The 15454-nt window shown below is 59.8% G+C and carries 16 protein-coding genes; 10 read left to right on the forward strand and 6 right to left on the reverse strand.

Annotated features, from left to right (window positions below):
* Positions 1-2: 2 nt before the first annotated feature.
* Entirely contained in the window at positions 3-791 is a 789-nt protein-coding gene (gene kdgR, locus AAIH70_RS13590; RefSeq protein ID WP_132274856.1) for a DNA-binding transcriptional regulator KdgR, read from the reverse strand.
* A 236-nt stretch (positions 792-1027) separates the two neighbouring features.
* Here kdgR and AAIH70_RS13595 point away from each other — a divergent pair, with 236 nt between their 5' ends.
* From AAIH70_RS13595 to AAIH70_RS13615, 5 genes are all read left to right on the forward strand, one after another.
* Positions 1028-2146 (forward strand): glycoside hydrolase family 88/105 protein, encoded by a 1119-nt coding sequence (locus AAIH70_RS13595; protein WP_132275859.1) that lies wholly within the window; start codon positions 1028-1030, stop codon positions 2144-2146.
* Between the two features lie 185 nt (positions 2147-2331).
* Positions 2332-3216 (forward strand): carbohydrate ABC transporter permease, encoded by an 885-nt coding sequence (locus AAIH70_RS13600; protein ID WP_132274854.1) that lies wholly within the window; start codon positions 2332-2334, stop codon positions 3214-3216.
* 2 nt (positions 3217-3218) lie between these two features.
* Complete coding sequence (locus AAIH70_RS13605) at positions 3219-4121, forward strand: carbohydrate ABC transporter permease (RefSeq protein WP_132274851.1); 903 nt, start codon at positions 3219-3221, stop codon at positions 4119-4121.
* Between the two features lie 4 nt (positions 4122-4125).
* On the forward strand, positions 4126-5241 hold the full coding sequence (locus AAIH70_RS13610) for an ABC transporter ATP-binding protein (RefSeq protein ID WP_132274848.1): 1116 nt from the start codon (positions 4126-4128) through the stop codon (positions 5239-5241).
* A gap of 50 nt (positions 5242-5291) precedes the next feature.
* Positions 5292-6551 (forward strand): ABC transporter substrate-binding protein, encoded by a 1260-nt coding sequence (locus AAIH70_RS13615; RefSeq protein WP_132274845.1) that lies wholly within the window; start codon positions 5292-5294, stop codon positions 6549-6551.
* Positions 6552-6598: 47 nt separating this feature from the next.
* Here AAIH70_RS13615 and AAIH70_RS13620 read toward each other — a convergent pair whose 3' ends face one another.
* Entirely contained in the window at positions 6599-7381 is a 783-nt protein-coding gene (locus AAIH70_RS13620) for a FadR/GntR family transcriptional regulator (protein ID WP_132274843.1), read from the reverse strand.
* Between the two features lie 224 nt (positions 7382-7605).
* Here AAIH70_RS13620 and kduI point away from each other — a divergent pair, with 224 nt between their 5' ends.
* The 3 genes from kduI to kduD are packed head-to-tail and all read left to right on the forward strand — an operon-like array spanning position 7606 to position 9556.
* Complete coding sequence (gene kduI, locus AAIH70_RS13625; RefSeq protein ID WP_132274840.1) at positions 7606-8448, forward strand: 5-dehydro-4-deoxy-D-glucuronate isomerase; 843 nt, start codon at positions 7606-7608, stop codon at positions 8446-8448.
* A gap of 9 nt (positions 8449-8457) precedes the next feature.
* A complete protein-coding gene (locus AAIH70_RS13630; RefSeq protein WP_132274838.1) occupies positions 8458-8796 on the forward strand; it encodes a cupin domain-containing protein in 339 nt (112 codons plus the stop codon).
* Positions 8797-8803: 7 nt separating this feature from the next.
* Positions 8804-9556 (forward strand): 2-dehydro-3-deoxy-D-gluconate 5-dehydrogenase KduD, encoded by a 753-nt coding sequence (gene kduD / locus AAIH70_RS13635; RefSeq protein ID WP_132274835.1) that lies wholly within the window; start codon positions 8804-8806, stop codon positions 9554-9556.
* Between the two features lie 208 nt (positions 9557-9764).
* Here the strand turns inward: kduD and ubiV are convergent, their stop codons facing one another.
* Genes ubiV through ubiT form a run of 3 tightly spaced genes read right to left on the reverse strand, consistent with a single transcriptional unit; the run spans position 9765 to position 12188 of the window.
* The gene (gene ubiV / locus AAIH70_RS13640) at positions 9765-10694 is read right to left on the reverse strand and encodes a ubiquinone anaerobic biosynthesis protein UbiV (RefSeq protein ID WP_132274833.1); all 930 of its coding nucleotides are present in this window, start codon (positions 10692-10694) and stop codon (positions 9765-9767) included.
* A 4-nt stretch (positions 10695-10698) separates the two neighbouring features.
* Positions 10699-11676: a ubiquinone anaerobic biosynthesis protein UbiU gene (gene ubiU, locus AAIH70_RS13645; RefSeq protein WP_132274830.1), complete on the reverse strand. Its 978-nt coding sequence runs from the start codon at positions 11674-11676 to the stop codon at positions 10699-10701.
* Positions 11667-12188 (reverse strand): ubiquinone anaerobic biosynthesis accessory factor UbiT, encoded by a 522-nt coding sequence (gene ubiT, locus AAIH70_RS13650; protein WP_132274828.1) that lies wholly within the window; start codon positions 12186-12188, stop codon positions 11667-11669. Before ubiT ends, ubiU begins: the two co-directional genes overlap by 10 nt.
* A 108-nt stretch (positions 12189-12296) precedes the next feature.
* On the opposite strand from ubiT, the gene AAIH70_RS13655 reads away from it, so the two are divergent.
* Both AAIH70_RS13655 and AAIH70_RS13660 read left to right on the forward strand, forming a co-directional pair.
* A complete protein-coding gene (locus AAIH70_RS13655; protein WP_132274825.1) occupies positions 12297-13802 on the forward strand; it encodes a UbiD family decarboxylase in 1506 nt (501 codons plus the stop codon).
* Positions 13799-14377 (forward strand): UbiX family flavin prenyltransferase, encoded by a 579-nt coding sequence (locus AAIH70_RS13660; protein WP_132274823.1) that lies wholly within the window; start codon positions 13799-13801, stop codon positions 14375-14377. Before AAIH70_RS13655 ends, AAIH70_RS13660 begins: the two co-directional genes overlap by 4 nt.
* A gap of 5 nt (positions 14378-14382) precedes the next feature.
* On the opposite strand, the gene AAIH70_RS13665 is transcribed toward AAIH70_RS13660, so the two are convergent.
* Positions 14383-15321, reverse strand: coding sequence for a LysR substrate-binding domain-containing protein (locus AAIH70_RS13665; protein ID WP_132274820.1), 939 nt, complete (start codon positions 15319-15321; stop codon positions 14383-14385).
* Positions 15322-15454 lie beyond the last annotated feature (133 nt).

Genomic DNA, 15454 nt, shown 5'->3' on the forward strand with positions numbered 1-15454 from the left:
GATCAGCCGTCGAAGCCGAGGCTTCTTGAAGCCGTTTGCCCGGCCTCCAGCAGGATCCGCACATAGGTGGATTTGCGGGCCGGGTCGAAACGGAACAGCGGAAACGAGATGCTGATCGCAGCGATCGATTTGCCCAGATGGTCGCGGATCGGCACCGCCATGCAGCGCACGCCAGCCTCGCTTTCCTCCACCTCTTCCGAATAACCATCCTCGCGGATACGGCTCAACTGGTCGCGCAGCGCCGCAACGTCGGTAATCGTCTTCGGCGCCATCTTTTCGAAGGTCATCTTCGACAGCCGGTCGGCGATTTCCGTCTCGTCGCGGAAGGCCAGAAGCGCCTTGCCGAGCGAGGTGCTGTGCAGCGGGTTGCGTTTGCCCAGCGGCGAATTCATCGACAGGTTATAGGCGCTGTCATATTTGTGGATATAGGCGACACGCTGTTCGCGCTCGTCCATCACGCCGAGATTGATGGCTTCGCCTGTCTCGCGCGACAGAGTTCCCATGGCCCGGTCGGCCACCTGCAGCAGATGCGTCTGGCCGCGCAGCGTGCGTGCGCCCAGCCCGAACAGTTTCAGCGTCAGCCGGTATTTGTCGGTTTCCTCTTCCTGCTCCACGTAACCGAGATCGACCATGGTCTGCAGCAGCCGGTGGGTGGTGGCTTTCGATGTCATCGCATGTTGGGCGATGTCGGCAAGGCTGGAGCGGCCATCTTCCGCCAGCGTTTCCAGCACCGAAAAAACCTTCAGCACGGCAGCGACATTGTCGGGTTTGTTGCGAGAAGCGTCAGACATCATCCGTTCCAAAAAATATGGAATGCTATTCTGAAAAGCTTCTTGCCCGCTGTCAAGGCATCGGAGAAATTCGAAAAATAGCGGTGAAATGGGCGTTACGGCGTTTAGTATGATAAATTCCGAACCCCTATTGCATTTCATTTTTGAGTATGGTTTTTTTCAAAAATGAAATCGCATTCCGATTTTTTTGGCTGGACGAGGAGGTCCGGCTGCCTGGGAGGGTTATAGTTTTGACGATGCATGCGCTGTTGCGGCAGAAGGATTATGTGGCGCCCCGCGCGGATGTGGTGGGGCTGATCCGGCGGCTTGCCGACAATCTGGTCTCCATCGAGGACCGGACGGGCGAATTCCTGCTGCGGCTGGAAGACGGGCGCGTGATCGACACCAAGGGCTGGGCCGGTTGGGAATGGACCCACGGCATCGGGCTCTACGGCCTGTTCAATTACTGGCAACAGACCGGCGACAGACAGGTGCTGGACATCATCACCTCATGGTTCGATGCGCGGCTTTCCGAAGGCACGCCGACCAAGAACGTCAATACCGTCTGCCCGTTCCTGACGCTTGCCTGCCTGTATGAGCTCAATCCCAATCCGGCCTGGAAGCCCTATCTGGAAACCTGGGCGGAATGGGTGATGCACGAGATGCCGCGCACAAGCGAAGGCGGCATCCAGCACATCGTGTATAACAACGTCAATCATCAGCAGATGTGGGATGACACGTTGATGATGAGCGTCATGCCGCTCGCCAAGATCGGCCTGCTGTTGAACCGCCCGGATTATGTGGAGGAGGCGAAATACCAGTTCCTCATCCACACCCAGTATCTGGCGGATCGTAAGAGCGGCCTGTGGTTCCACGGCTGGACCTTTGACGGCAACCACAATTTTGCCAATGCGCTCTGGGCGCGGGGCAATTCGTGGATCACCATCGCCATCCCGGAATTTCTCGATCTGCTTGACCTGCCCGAAGGCGATGCCTTTCGCCGTCACCTGATCTCGACGCTGAAACGTCAGGCGGAAACGCTGGCCGAACATCAGTCGCCATCGGGCCTGTGGCACACGCTGATCGACGATCCGCAAAGTTATGTGGAATCCTCTGCCGCCGCCGGCTTCGGCTATGGACTGATGAAGGCCGTGCGCAAACGCTATCTCGGGCCGGAATATCTGCCCGTCGCGCATCGTGCCGTGCAGGGCGTCATCGGCCATATTGATGCGGCCGGCGAGCTGCAGAACACCTCCTTCGGCACGGCCATGGGGGCAGACCTCGATTATTACCGTCAGGTCAAGCTGACGGCGATGCCATACGGACAAGCGATGGCGATCCTCTGCCTGTCGGAATACCTGCGTTCCTACATTTGATGACCGGCCCGGCGCGGCCGGGCTCCTGATGATCCAGCACAACGATCCGGCGCGATGCCGGAGCGAAAATGCCGTCCTTTCCGGGAGGAGGAAAGCATGTCCGCGCAATCTCGAACGAACTTCATCCTTGCCTTTTCGGGTGGCTGCTCGGCCTCTGTGCCGGACAGCTTGAAAGGGGATTTTGCATGAGTGGCGATGGCCGCCTTCTCGGCTTCTGGTATGTGCTGCCCTACCTGTTGGGCCTGCTGATCTTTACGGCGATCCCGTTTCTCGGCTCGCTCTACCTGTCGTTTACCGATTACCGGCTGATGCAGGGCGCAAATTACATCGGGCTGGAAAATTACACCGACATTCTTACCAGCGATCGCACATTCAATCGCTCGTTCAGCGTGACGATGATCTATGTGTTGATCACCGTGCCGCTGAAACTGGCCTTTGCGCTGTTCATTGCCGGTATCCTCAATTCCAAGCTCAAGGGTATCGGCTTTTTCCGCACCGCTTATTATGTGCCCTCCATTCTTGGCGGCTCCATCGCGGTCGCTGTCCTGTGGCGCTATATGTTCGCCGATACCGGCCTCATCAACATGATGCTCACCGGCATTGGCTTTGAGAGCGTAAACTGGTTTGGCAATCCCGGCACGGCGCTGTTCACCATCACGCTTCTGCGCCTGTGGCAGTTCGGTTCGGCCATGGTGATCTTTCTGGCGGCGCTGCAATCGATCGACAAATCGCTCTATGAAGCCGCCGCCATCGATGGGGCGAAGCCCTGGCGCGCCTTTTTCGCCATTACCCTGCCGCTCTTGACGCCGGTGATCTTCTTCAACCTGATCATGCAGATGGTCCAGGCGTTTCAGGAGTTCAACGGGCCTTACGTCATCACCCAGGGCGGGCCGCTGAAATCCACCTATCTGCTGCCGCTCTATATCTACGAGGTGGCCTTCAAGAAATTCGAAATGGGCTATGCCTCGGCCATCGCCTGGGTGCTGTTCGCGGTCATCATGGTGCTGACGCTGATCGCCTTCTGGTCATCGAAACACTGGGTCTATTACGCCGGCGACAAGAGGAGTTGACCATGAGCGACGGAATTCTCCACGCCGAAGCGATCGAAAATGCCGAACGGCTGCTGGCCGTACAAAAACGCCGCGAAACGGTGTCGCTGGCCATTCGTTACACGATCCTCACCATTGTCGGTCTGATCATGCTTTATCCGCTGATCTGGCTGATCGGCGCCAGCTTCAAGACCAATTCGGAAATCTTTGCCGGCGCCGGCTTCATGCCGCAAAGTCCGACCATGGATGGTTACGCCAAGGGCTGGGAAACCTCGACGCCCTACACGTTTGGCCGGTTCTTCTGGAACACGTTTCTGATCATCGCGCCAAAAACGATCTTCACGGTGATCTCCTGCACGGCCGTTGCCTATGGGTTTGCCCGTTTCGAGTTTCCCGGCAAGAAGATCCTGTTCGCCTCGCTGATCGCAACCCTGCTTCTGCCCAATGTGGTCACTCGCATCCCGCAATATCTGCTGTTTCGCGATCTCGGCTGGCTCGATACCTATCTGCCGCTCTGGGTGCCCTCCGCCTTCGCGGGGGATGCCTTCTTTGTCTTCATGCTGTTGCAGTTCCTGCGCGCCATCCCGCGCGATATGGAGGAGGCGGCGCGTGTCGATGGCGCCAACAGCTTTCAGACGCTGATCTATGTCGTGGTGCCGATGCTGGTGCCGGCGATGATCTCGGTGGCGCTGTTCCAGTTCATGTGGACGATGAACGATTTTCTCGGGCCGCTGATCTACGTGTCCTCGGTCGACAAGTTTCCCGTCTCGCTGGCACTGAAACTGTCGATCGATACCGCCGAAGCGTTCGAATGGAACCGCATCCTCGCCATGTCGGTGCTGACGCTGCTGCCCTCGCTGGTGGTGTTCTTCCTTGCGCAAAAATACTTCGTCGAAGGCATTTCAGCCGGCGGTGTGAAAGGGTAATCGAATGGCTCAACTCTCCATCCGCAACCTGGAAAAGGTCTATGGCGGCGCGCTGAAAGCGCTGCACGGCATCAATCTCGACGTCAAGGACGGCGAGTTCATGGTGCTGGTCGGCCCGTCCGGCTGCGCCAAGTCAACGACCCTGCGGATGATCGCCGGGCTGGAGACAGTGTCGGGCGGCCATATCTCGATCGGCGACAAGGTGGTCAATAATCTGCCGCCGGGCGAACGTGGCATCGCCATGGTGTTCCAGAACTATGCGCTTTATCCGCATATGAAAGTGCGCAAGAACCTCTCCTTCGGCCTGAAACTGGCCGGCGAAAAGAAGGACGAGATCGCACGGCGTGTCGCGGAAGTGGCCGATGTGCTGGAAATCGGGCCGTTGCTCGACCGCTTGCCGAAACAGCTGTCCGGTGGTCAGGCGCAACGCGTCGCGCTCGGCCGCGCGCTGATCAAGAAGCCGGAAGTGTTTCTGTTCGACGAGCCGCTTTCCAATCTCGATGCGAAACTTCGCGCCTCGATGCGTGTGCGCATCACCGATCTGCATCGTCGGCTGAAAGAGCAGGGCCAGTCCTCCACCGTCGTTTATGTCACCCATGATCAGGTCGAGGCGATGACGATGGGCGACCGCATCTGCGTCATGAAGGATGGCCGCATCATGCAGGTGGCCGATCCTGAAACGCTTTATGCGCGGCCGGAAAACGCCTTCGTCGCCGGTTTCATCGGCATGCCGGAAATGAACCTCGTCAACGCCACCGTGAGCCGGGGCGAGGGCGGGCCGGTGGTCACGTTCGGCGATCAGTCGGTGCGCTTCGGCGCCGATCTCGCCGGCCGCCTTGCCGCCGGCACGGATGGCGACGTCACATTCGGCGTGCGCCCGCAGCATTTTCGTCTGGCTGCGCCGGGTGAGGATGCACTGATTGCAAAGGTCATCAAGGCGGATTTCCTCGGCCATGAGGTCGATGTGCATGTCACCATCGGCGGTGAACGGTTCACCGTTGTGCTGCCGGTCGAGGAGTATCGAAAAGCCTCGGTCGATGGCGCGCTGCGCATCCGGCCGGACGAGGAACGGGTTTTCATTTTCGACCGCGTGAGCGGTCAGAATATCAGCCTCGCCTAGGGCGAGGAGAGGGTTTCACCGATGCCGTGTTTCAGGAGGAGGAACGCATCATGAGCAGGAAATCGATCTACGCCGCCTTATCCCTTTCGCTGGCCGCTTCCGCGGTTGCCACCAGCGCCGCGTCTGCTGCGGATTTGCGCATGTCGTGGTGGGGTGGTGATGGTCGCCATGTCGCCACCCAGAAGGCGCTGGACTATTGCACCACCAAGACCGGCCACAAGGTCAAGGCCGAGTTCATGGGCTTTGAAGGTTATCTGGAAAAGCTGACGACGCAGATGGCCGGCAGCACCGAGGCGGATATCATCCAGGTGGACTGGCCGTGGCTTTACCAGTTCTCCAAGGATGGATCCGGTTTTGCCGACCTGAAGGAGTTTGCCGGCGAACTCGATCTCACACAGTGGAACGACAGCCAGCTGGCGCCTGCCATCATGAGCGGCAAGCTCAATGGCGTGCCGGTGTCCGTCACCGGAGCCACCTATTATTTCAACGAGGAGATCTACAAGAAGGCGGGCCTGGCTGCGCCAAAAAGCTGGGATGATCTCGCGGCCGCCGCCAAGAAACTCAACCCGGAGGGCATCTATCCGTTCGATAGCACCCGCGTCATCCTGATGCTGATGGTGGAAGCCTTTGCCGCGCAGATTTCCGGCAAGGAATTCGTCAAGCCCGGCACCAATGAACTGGACTGGACGGCGGATGATATTGCCGGCGCGCTCAAACATTATCAGTGGATGGTCGACAACGGCATCGTGCGCTCGGCCAAGGCTGCGGCGGGCGTCGGCAATGTCGAGATTTTTGACGATCCGGCCTGGGGATCGGGCAAGATCGGCGGCACCTATTTCTGGGATTCGACCTATTCGAAATACAACGATCCGCTCAAGGTCGGAAAACTCATCCCGGCAGCACCTCTGAAGATCGCGGGTGCCAAATCCGATGGCGTCTACAAGAAGCCGTCCATGGTGTTTGCCGTCTCGAAGCATTCGAAGGACCCGAAGGCGGCGGCTCAGGTGGTCAACTGCCTGCTCAACGACAAGGACGCCATCCTGATCCTCGGCGACAGCCGCGGTCTGCCGGCCTCCGCCATCGCCAAGGCGACGCTGGAGCAGGCGGGCAAGTTGACGCCCGAACGTCTCGATGGTGCAAAAATCGTTGCCGATGCCACCGGCCCGGTCATGTCTCCGCTGATCGAGCACCCGTCCGTGCAGGAAGTGTTCAAGGATGTCATCGAACAGTTCGCCTATGGCCAGTTGACGGCGGAAGAGGCCGGAGAGGAGATCGTCAATGGCCTGACCAAGGCGCTGCGTCGCCTGTAACAAACCAATGGCCCATGTCGAAAGGCATGGGCCATGTCTGTCACGGTTCAGACCTCGTGATCGGTCTGGTAACGGCTGCGTCGTTCAAACAGGCGCTGGCGATACCGCGCCTGGCTGGCGGCAAGATGGGCGCGCATCGCATCGCGGGCTGCGGCCGCATCGCCTGCCGAAATGGCGTTGAGAATTTCAAGATGTTCCCGCTGCAGGCCTGCCTGATAGGTGAAGGACAGCACATCTTCGGTGGCATAAGGCGAGGTCACGTCGCAGGGAATGGTGCGGCTTCCCAGTGAATCCAGCACTTCAACGTAAAACGCGTTGTTGGTGGCTTCGGCAATCGCGCGGTGAAAGGCAAAATCCGCAGCCCCGGTCGGCTCTCCGCGTTTCAACAGATGTTCGAATTCGAAAAACCGCTCCTGAATCTGCGCCTCCTGCGAGGCGCTGCGGCGGGTGGCGGCCAAGGCGGCACTTTCCATTTCCAGCGCAATGCGCACTTCCAGCACGTTGAGCGCATGTGAAATGTTGTTGGACGGGTCCTTGGTCGTGATCGGCAGCGGTGTCGAAGAGCGCTGGTGCCCCAGCACAAAAATGCCGGCGCCCTGACGCGTCTCCACCAGTCCATCGGCCACCAGGGTGGCAATCGCTTCACGAACGACCGTGCGGCTGACATCGAAATTATCCGCCAGTTGGGTTTCCGTCGGCAGTTTGTGGCCGATCTCCACCTGGCCGGACAAAAAGTCCTGTCGCAGCGACGTGACGATCCGGTCGGACAGTTTTTGCCGACGCGCTATCCCTGTCTCTGTAGGGCTGGTTGCGGTGTCCGGGTTCTTCATCGCGCCTGCTTCATGCGAAAATAGACAAATTCATGACAGTATTAACACGATTTGTTTGCGAAGGCTCATATCGCTTGGATATTTTTTCTGCACACCATTAGTTCTGAAATGCAAGGATTTTATACGAAATCCAAAAGGGCATGCGGCAAATTTTCAACGCCGCATGTTGTATGCGTTTCGTCAATATGTATGATGACTTCAAACTCAAAGTTTTGGGAGATAACATGAGTCACACCGATTACACCAATCGCTTCGCCATCGATCCGATGACGGCCGCCGGCTTCAACACCGCGCAGTTGCGTGACCATTTTCTGCTGCCGCCGCTGTTCGTGGAAGGCCGCATCCAGCTACATTACACCAATTACGATCGCATGATCGTCGGTGGCGCGACGCCCACCTCGTCGCCGCTCGAACTGGAAACCATCAAGCCGGCCGGCACCGACAAGCTGCTCGCCCGTCGCGAACTGATTGCCGTCAATATCGGTGGTGCAGGCTCGGTCACCGTCGATGGCGAAAAGTTCGCTGCCGGCACGCGTGATATGGTCTATGCCGGCCTCGGTTCATCGGTCACCTTCGCGTCCGACGATGCGTCCAACCCTGCGAAATTCTACCTGCTCAGTGCACCGGCGCATTTCAAGCATCCGGCCCAGCATATCGGTATTTCCGATGCCAAGCGCATCGATCTCGGTTCGCAGGCCACCAGCAACGAGCGCTCCATTTTCCAGTTCATCCACCCGGAAAGCGCAAAAACCTGCCAGCTGGTCGTGGGCATGACCACGCTTGCCGAGGGTTCCGTCTGGAACACCATGCCCTGCCATATCCATGACCGCCGCATGGAAGCCTATCTCTATTTCGACCTGCCGGAAAAGGCGCGCGTCATCCACCTGATGGGCGAACCGGATGAAACCCGCCACCTGATCGTCCAGAACGAAGAGGCGATCCTGTCTCCGGGCTGGTCGATCCATTCGGGTGCAGGCACGTCCAGCTACACGTTCATCTGGGCCATGGCCGGTGACAATGTCGATTACACCGATGTCGATCCGGTCGCCATCGAAGACCTGAAGTGAGGATCACCCATGTCATCGAGTGATCTGTTCGTTTCGGCAGAAGGTGCCGAATGGGTGAACCCGGAACCGGGCGTCACCCGTCGTATCATGGCCTATTTGCCGGAAATGATGATGGTGGAAGTGGTGTTTGAAGCCGGCGCAATCGGCGCAAAACATAACCACCCCCATATCCAGGCGAGTTATGTTGCCGAGGGCAGTTTTGAGGTGACCATCGACGGGCGCACCGAAACGCTCCTCAAGGGCGGCAGCTTCATCGTGCCGCCGGATCTTGTTCACGGTGTGAAAGCGCTCGAAGCCGGCCGGCTGATCGACGTGTTTACGCCGCATCGTGCTGAATTTCTGAAGTGAGGCTTTCATGACCTTGTTTGATCTTTCCGGCCAGGTGGCCGTTGTTACCGGCGCCAACACCGGCATCGGTCAGGCGATCGCGATTGCGCTCGCTGAAGCCGGCGCTTCCATCGTTGCGGTCGGCCGCTCGTCGATGAATGAAACCGAGGCGGCGGTAAAAAACGCCGGCACCGGCTTTCATGTCATCAAGGCGGATCTCGGCACGATCGAGCCTGTCAAAGGCATCGTGTCGGAAACGATCTCCACCTTCGGAAAGCTCGACATTCTGGTCAACAATGCCGGCATCATCCGCAGGGCCGATGCCGTGGATTTCACCGAGGAAGACTGGGACGCCGTCATCGACGTCAATCTGAAGACGGCGTTCTTCCTGTCGCAAGCGGCCGGTCGCCACATGCTGGAGCGCGGCAGCGGCAAGATCATCAACATTGCCTCGCTGCTGTCCTTCCAGGGCGGCATTCGCATCCCGTCCTATACCGCTTCCAAGGCGGGTCTGGCAGGGCTGACAAAACTGCTGGCCTGCGAATGGGCGGGCAAGGGCGTCAACGTAAACGCCATCGCGCCGGGGTATTTCTCCACCAACAACACGACGGCGCTGCGCGAAGATCCGGATCGCAACGAGGCCATCCTGGCGCGTATCCCGGCTGGTCGCTGGGGCACGCCTTCGGAACTCGGCGGTGCGGCTGTGTTCCTCGCCTCGAAGGCCTCGGATTATGTGCATGGCACGGTGATCCCGGTCGATGGCGGATGGTTGGCGCGCTGAGTTTTTGAGATGGCAACTTTAAGAGAGCCTGCATGCAGGCTCGTAGACTGCTGACAAAGGTCGGAAACCTTGCCGCCGTCATCCTCGGGCCTGTCCCGAGGATCTGCAACTGCCTGATATCATTGACGTGGTTAGATCCTAGGGACAAGCCCTAGGATGACGAAATAGGTGCTTGAAAGGTCTGTTTAATGCAGGCCCGTTCCACCATTCAGGACGCCTGCAAATTTCTCGCCCGCGCCACCCAGGCCGCACCTTCCTGTGCGTGGTGAAAACCATTGGCAAGCGGCGCTGCCGGATAGACCTGTTGCAGCCTGGCAATCGCCTCGTCCGCCGCCATCCCCCCATCGATGACGGCGCGGTAAAGCCTCGCCACCTCCACCATGTCGCAATCCTGCGGCGACAGCCGGAACGAGCGGATGCCGGCTGCCAGCAGATCATCGATCTCGCCCAACAGCGACTGGCAGGCATGCGACACCGTCTGCACGCCGTTCAGCGTCAGGAACGATTGCCGGTCCAGCGTTTTCACCGGCAGTCCATCCGGCTCCTCGCCGCAGACGAACTGGCAATTGTCCTTGATGCGGCCCTTGGAGCGGGCATGCGCGCAACGCGCTGAAATCGCCAGCGGCATGCGGCCGAAGGCAAACACCTCGAAATCGATCTCGGGACAGTTTTGGACAATCTCCCGCAGGGAGGAGAAGGGCAGTTCCGGCGGCAGGCAGATGGTTTTGGCACCGCGGCTGGCCAGCAGCCGTGCGGTCGGTGCGTTGTACACATTGATCAGCGGGCTGATCGTGTGCGGCTTGTCCTTCAGCACGGCCAGCGCCGAAAGGTCGTTGGCCTCCAGCATGTGGTCGCTCGTTTCGGCCATCTCGCGGATCTGCTTGCTTTCACGCGCCAGTGTGACCAGCGAGAGGGTGGAAAACACCACTTCCTTGCCGGCACTATCTAGCCGTTCCACCACCTCTGCCAGATGCGGCTCGATGAAATGCTGGCGTTTGGAACAAACGGTTTCGCCGATCAGCACGCGCTCGACCGGGGCTTCGTCTGCGATGCGAAAGTGGAAATCGCGCCACTTGGCGGCGTCCCACAGGTAATAGACCGGGCCAAGCGTCAGGCCCGGACGTTTCGTCTGTGTCATCGCATTATCTCCAGCGTTTTTCGTAGGCGCCGGACGTGGTTTTCTGTCCTTCGCTCATGCTGCGCAGCCGCGAAAGAAGGGCGCCGCGTCTGTCCGGCGGGCTGTTGACCGCCGCCTTCATCACCTTCACCACCTCGGCGACATAGGCCTTACCGCGCTGCCGTCCCTCGATTTTTAGCGCGCTCACGCCCGCAGCCTTCAGTGCTTCCAACTCGCCCATCACGTCGAGCGAGACCGGATCCTCGAAGGCATAACCATTGCTGTCGGCGATATCGAACCGGCCTTTGCAGAGGGTCGGATAACCGGCGGCTTCGCCTTCGGGAAAGCGGTTGATGGTGAATGCGCCAAGCTCCGACACCAGATCGCGGCCATCCTTGCGGTAGCGCACATGACTTGCCGGCGAACAGACGCCGTTCATGTTCGGAGATTTGCCGGTGGCATAGGAGGAGAGCGAACAGCGCCCCTCGGCCATGACGCACAGCCCGCCGAACACAAAGACTTCCATCTCGCAGCGGATCGATTTGCCGATGCGGGCAATGTCGGCGATCGTCAGCGTGCGCGGCAGAACCACGCGCTTGGCATTAAAAGTGTCGACGAGAAAATTGATGGCATCCGGGTTGGAGGCCGAGGCCTGAACCGACACATGCAGCCGCTGATCGGGGTATTTTTCGGCCACATGCGCCATCAGCCCGAAATCGGCAAGGATCAGGGCATCGGCACCGCAGGCCACGGCATCGGCCGCGCCCTGATACCAGATCTCCTCAGCGCCGGCCCGCATAAAGGTGTTGAGCGCCACAAAGGTCTCGCACCCCTTCTTTTTGGCGTAGGCGATCGCCTCCTTCAGTTCCTCCCGGGAAAAGTTGAGACCGGGAAAATTGCGAGCATTGGTTTCGTCGCGAAAGCCGCAATAAACGGCATCGGCGCCGGCATCCACGGCTTCGTGGAAGGCAGCCGGTGTACCGGCGGGACAGATCAGTTCCATGATGCGGTTTCTCCGGCCAGAGCGCGATCAAGGGCGCGGTTGCGGATTTCGCCGATTACCCGTCCCGCCATCGGCGCAAACGGGCCGGCAAGGCGGGCGAGGTCCTTCGAAAGGTCGATACTGCTGGCATCGAGCGCGTTGCGCATGGCCAGCATCGCCTCCATGTCGCCGGTCACCGAAAGGTCGCGCGAAAAGAACAGCGCATCGGCATCGCAGCGGCCTTCCATCAGTGCCAACAGCATGAACAGCGGCGCTTCGGTCACGGCATCGGCGATGACATCGGTGGTCTTGCGCCAAACGAAAATGGTGTCGCTGGCCGGTTCGACGATGAAGGCAAGCGGCACGTCGGTCGGCAGGAAGGCAAACCGTTTTGCCTTGTGCTCGCCCAGCCGCTCGAAAAGACCCGGATGTGCAAGGCCGATACGCCTGAACATCAGGCGGCAGACACGTTCGATGACGACAAGCGGAACGGCATTGAGCGGACGGGTCAGAAGAGGGGGGATCAATTGCATAGGCGTCGGACGTCTCCGGATCATTTCGCGCAAAGGCTAACGATCGCGGCGCAACATGTTTTTGAGCTAGAACAAAGACGGCGGTAAAATCCCCGGCCAAAGAAGGGGATGACCCCAAATGCCGCGCCGCGCCGCTACCGTGATCTCCAGCATTTTGCCTCTGACCTCGAAAGCCGTGGCCTGCTGAAACGTATCTCCAGACCGGTCAGCCTTGTGCATGAGGTGACGGAAATCCATCGCCGCGCGCTGCATCAGGCCGGTCCAGCGCTGTGGTTCGAAAAGCCGGTGGATGCCGAAGGGAATGTCTGTCCCATCCCGCTGCTCGTAAACCTTTTTGGCACACGCGAACGCATTGAATTGGGGTTTGGCCTGGAGCCGGGAAAGATCGGCGATCTGGCAAAACTGCTGGGTGACCTGCGCGAACCCCGCCCGCCGGCATCGCTGAAGGATGCGCTGGGAAAACTGCAGATGCTGCAAGCGGCGCTGTCGCTGGGCGTGCGCAATGTCGGTTCGGCGCCGTGTCAGGATGTGGTGCTGCGGGGAGAGGATATCGACCTCGCCAAACTGCCGATCCAGTGGTGCTGGCCGGGGGAGCCGGCACCGCTCGTCACATGGCCGCTGATCGTTACCCGCAGTCATGATGATCCGGCAGACGTCAATCTCGGCGTCTATCGCATGCAGAAGCTTGGGCGAAACCGGCTGATCATGCGCTGGCTTGCCCATCGCGGCGGTGCAAAACACCATCGCGAATGGCAGCGTCAGGGCAAGGATACGCCGGTTGCCGTGGTCATCGGCGCGGACCCGCAGACCATTCTTTCGGCCGTCATGCCGCTGCCGGAAGGCATGAGCGAACTGGCCTTTGCCGGCGTTTTGCGCCGTCGTCGCACGCGGGTCGTCAAGGCCGTCAGCCAGCCCTTGATGGTGCCGGCCAATGCCGAAATCGTCATCGAAGGCACGGTATCGGCAACGGAAATGGCCGATGAAGGCCCCTATGGCGATCACACCGGTTATTACAATTCCGTCGATCGTTTCCCGGTGATGACGGTGACGGCCATCACCATGCGGCAGAAACCCGTCTACCTTTCCACCTATACCGGTCGCCCGCCAGACGAACCGTCGGTGCTCGGCGAGGCGATGAACGAGCTTTTTGTGCCGTTGGTCAAAAAGCAGTTTCCCGAAATCGTCGATCTGTTTCTGCCGCCGGAAGCCTGTTCCTACCGCGCCATCGTGGTGTCGATCGACAAACGGTACGCCGGTCAGGCGCGGCGCATCATGCTTGGCCTGTGGTCCATGCTGCCGCAGTTTTCCTATACAAAACTCATCATCGCCGTTGATCCCGATGTCGATGTCCGCAGCTGGCCGGATGTGATGTGGGCGCTCGCCACCCGTTTCGATGCCTCGCGCGACATGGTGGTCTTGACCGATACGCCGATCGATTACCTCGATTTCGCCTCACCGAAACCCGGCCTTGGCGGCAAGCTGGGGCTGGATGCCACCAACAAGATCGGCCCGGAAACGGATCGTGAATGGGGCAGGGTGCTGGCCATGAGGCCGGAGGTCGAGGCGCGTGTCTCGGCCATGTGGCACGAGCTCGGGCTGGATTTGCCGCAATGAACGAAGCAAGAAAGCGCGTGGTTCTCGGCGTCTCCGGCGCATCGGGTGCCGCCATCGCTCTGCGGATCAGTGAATTGCTGGCGGGTTTGGCCGCAGTCGAATTGCATCTCGTCGTCTCGCAGGCCGCAACCCGCACATTCGAAGCGGAGATCGGTGCGGATGCGCTTTTCCGCCTGATCAGCCTTTGCCATCACCACCACGCCATCGACAATATCGGCGCTTCGATCGCCAGTGGCTCGTTCCGCACAGCCGGCATGATCGTCGCCCCGTGTTCGATGCGCACGCTTGCCGGCATTGCTACGGGGCTGGCCGATAATCTCCTCATCCGCGCCGCCGATGTGCATCTGAAGGAGCGTCGGCCACTCATCCTGCTGGCGCGGGAAACACCGCTGCATCTCGGTCATCTGCGCAACATGGTGGCGGTCACCGAAATGGGGGCAACTGTCATGCCGCCGGTGCCGGCCTTTTATCATCGTCCGCAATCCGTTGCCGATATCGTCGAGCATATCGCCTGCCGCGCCATCGACATGCTACGCCTTGAAGATATGCCGCTCGCCAGCGAATGGCGTGGCTGAGGCTGTCACGCCTCGGGCTTGACCTCAGCATATTTCGCCCGCTGGTGGGCGACGAAGGCGCGCACGGCAGCCGAACTTTCCGACTTGCGATAGGCGACTGCCAGATCGGACGTCACCCGGTTGCGCAACAGCTGCAGATAGCGCACGCCCGGCAATTGCAGGCAGGACAGCGATTGCGGCCCGACAGCCGCCCCCAGCCCCACTGCCACCATGCTGGCAATGGTGGTGAAGTCACGGCCGGTGGCGCTGATGTTTGGCTCGAAACCGGCGGCCCGGCAGGCATCCAGCGTGTTGGAATGGAAGCCCACATCGGCGGGCTGGCGTGGCGTGATGAAGGTTTCCGCCGAAAGCGCCGCCAGATCGACCTCCTCCACCGAAGCGAGCGGATGGTTTTGCGGCAGCGCGATCACCAGAGGTTCGCGCAGCACCGTCATCGTCGCCACACCGGCCGGCACCGCGACAGGCGGGCGGATGTAGCCGAAATCCAGCTCTCCCTCGGCAATCTTGGTCAACTGCATGCGCATTTCCATTTCCACCAGCTGCAACTCGATATCGGGAAAGGTGCTGCGGAAGGAGGACAGCGATTCGGTCAGCACGCCGGCATAGGCAACCGAGGCGACATAACCGATCGAGATCTTTCCCGTCTGGCCACGGCCGACCCGCCGCAGCTGCGCCAGCGCCAGATCCGTCTGCGCCACGATCTTGCGTGCCTCGTCGAACAGGATCTGGCCGGAAAGCGTCAGCTGCACCGAGCGTTTCGAACGATCCAGCAGCGGCAGGCCTACCAGCGTTTCGAGATTGCGGATCTGCTGGCTGAGGCCGGGCTGGGCGATCCCCAGCCGAGCCGCTGCCCGCTCGAAATTCTTCTCCTCCACCAGCGCAATGAAATAACGCAGATGCCGCAATTCGAATTGCGATGCGCGGGGTGTCTTGGGAGCAGCCATCGGAAATCTCGGTTGTAATAATCGGCGCTTATGCCGATAGGTGAATTTCATAATTGATAGTTCTGAAAAATCCACCTCCCGATTATTGGATCGATCGATATCCGCGCTATAAAAGATGAGCAAATAAGTCCAG

Source organism: Neorhizobium sp. BT27B (assembly GCF_050455485.1).
Classification (GTDB): Bacteria; Pseudomonadota; Alphaproteobacteria; order Rhizobiales; family Rhizobiaceae; genus Neorhizobium.

Excerpts from the sequence above, each read along its gene's own strand:
- kdgR (WP_132274856.1), bottom strand. The coding sequence starts at position 791 with ATGTCTGACGCTTCTCGCAACAAACCCGACAATGTCGCTGCCGTGCTG.
- AAIH70_RS13595 (WP_132275859.1), top strand. The coding sequence starts at position 1,028 with ATGCATGCGCTGTTGCGGCAGAAGGATTATGTGGCGCCCCGCGCGGAT.
- AAIH70_RS13600 (WP_132274854.1), top strand. The coding sequence starts at position 2,332 with ATGAGTGGCGATGGCCGCCTTCTCGGCTTCTGGTATGTGCTGCCCTAC.
- AAIH70_RS13605 (WP_132274851.1), top strand. The coding sequence starts at position 3,219 with ATGAGCGACGGAATTCTCCACGCCGAAGCGATCGAAAATGCCGAACGG.
- AAIH70_RS13610 (WP_132274848.1), top strand. The coding sequence starts at position 4,126 with ATGGCTCAACTCTCCATCCGCAACCTGGAAAAGGTCTATGGCGGCGCG.
- AAIH70_RS13615 (WP_132274845.1), top strand. The coding sequence starts at position 5,292 with ATGAGCAGGAAATCGATCTACGCCGCCTTATCCCTTTCGCTGGCCGCT.
- AAIH70_RS13620 (WP_132274843.1), bottom strand. The coding sequence starts at position 7,381 with ATGAAGAACCCGGACACCGCAACCAGCCCTACAGAGACAGGGATAGCG.
- kduI (WP_132274840.1), top strand. The coding sequence starts at position 7,606 with ATGAGTCACACCGATTACACCAATCGCTTCGCCATCGATCCGATGACG.
- AAIH70_RS13630 (WP_132274838.1), top strand. The coding sequence starts at position 8,458 with ATGTCATCGAGTGATCTGTTCGTTTCGGCAGAAGGTGCCGAATGGGTG.
- kduD (WP_132274835.1), top strand. The coding sequence starts at position 8,804 with ATGACCTTGTTTGATCTTTCCGGCCAGGTGGCCGTTGTTACCGGCGCC.
- ubiV (WP_132274833.1), bottom strand. The coding sequence starts at position 10,694 with ATGACACAGACGAAACGTCCGGGCCTGACGCTTGGCCCGGTCTATTAC.
- ubiU (WP_132274830.1), bottom strand. The coding sequence starts at position 11,676 with ATGGAACTGATCTGTCCCGCCGGTACACCGGCTGCCTTCCACGAAGCC.
- ubiT (WP_132274828.1), bottom strand. The coding sequence starts at position 12,188 with ATGCAATTGATCCCCCCTCTTCTGACCCGTCCGCTCAATGCCGTTCCG.
- AAIH70_RS13655 (WP_132274825.1), top strand. The coding sequence starts at position 12,297 with ATGACCCCAAATGCCGCGCCGCGCCGCTACCGTGATCTCCAGCATTTT.
- AAIH70_RS13660 (WP_132274823.1), top strand. The coding sequence starts at position 13,799 with ATGAACGAAGCAAGAAAGCGCGTGGTTCTCGGCGTCTCCGGCGCATCG.
- AAIH70_RS13665 (WP_132274820.1), bottom strand. The coding sequence starts at position 15,321 with ATGGCTGCTCCCAAGACACCCCGCGCATCGCAATTCGAATTGCGGCAT.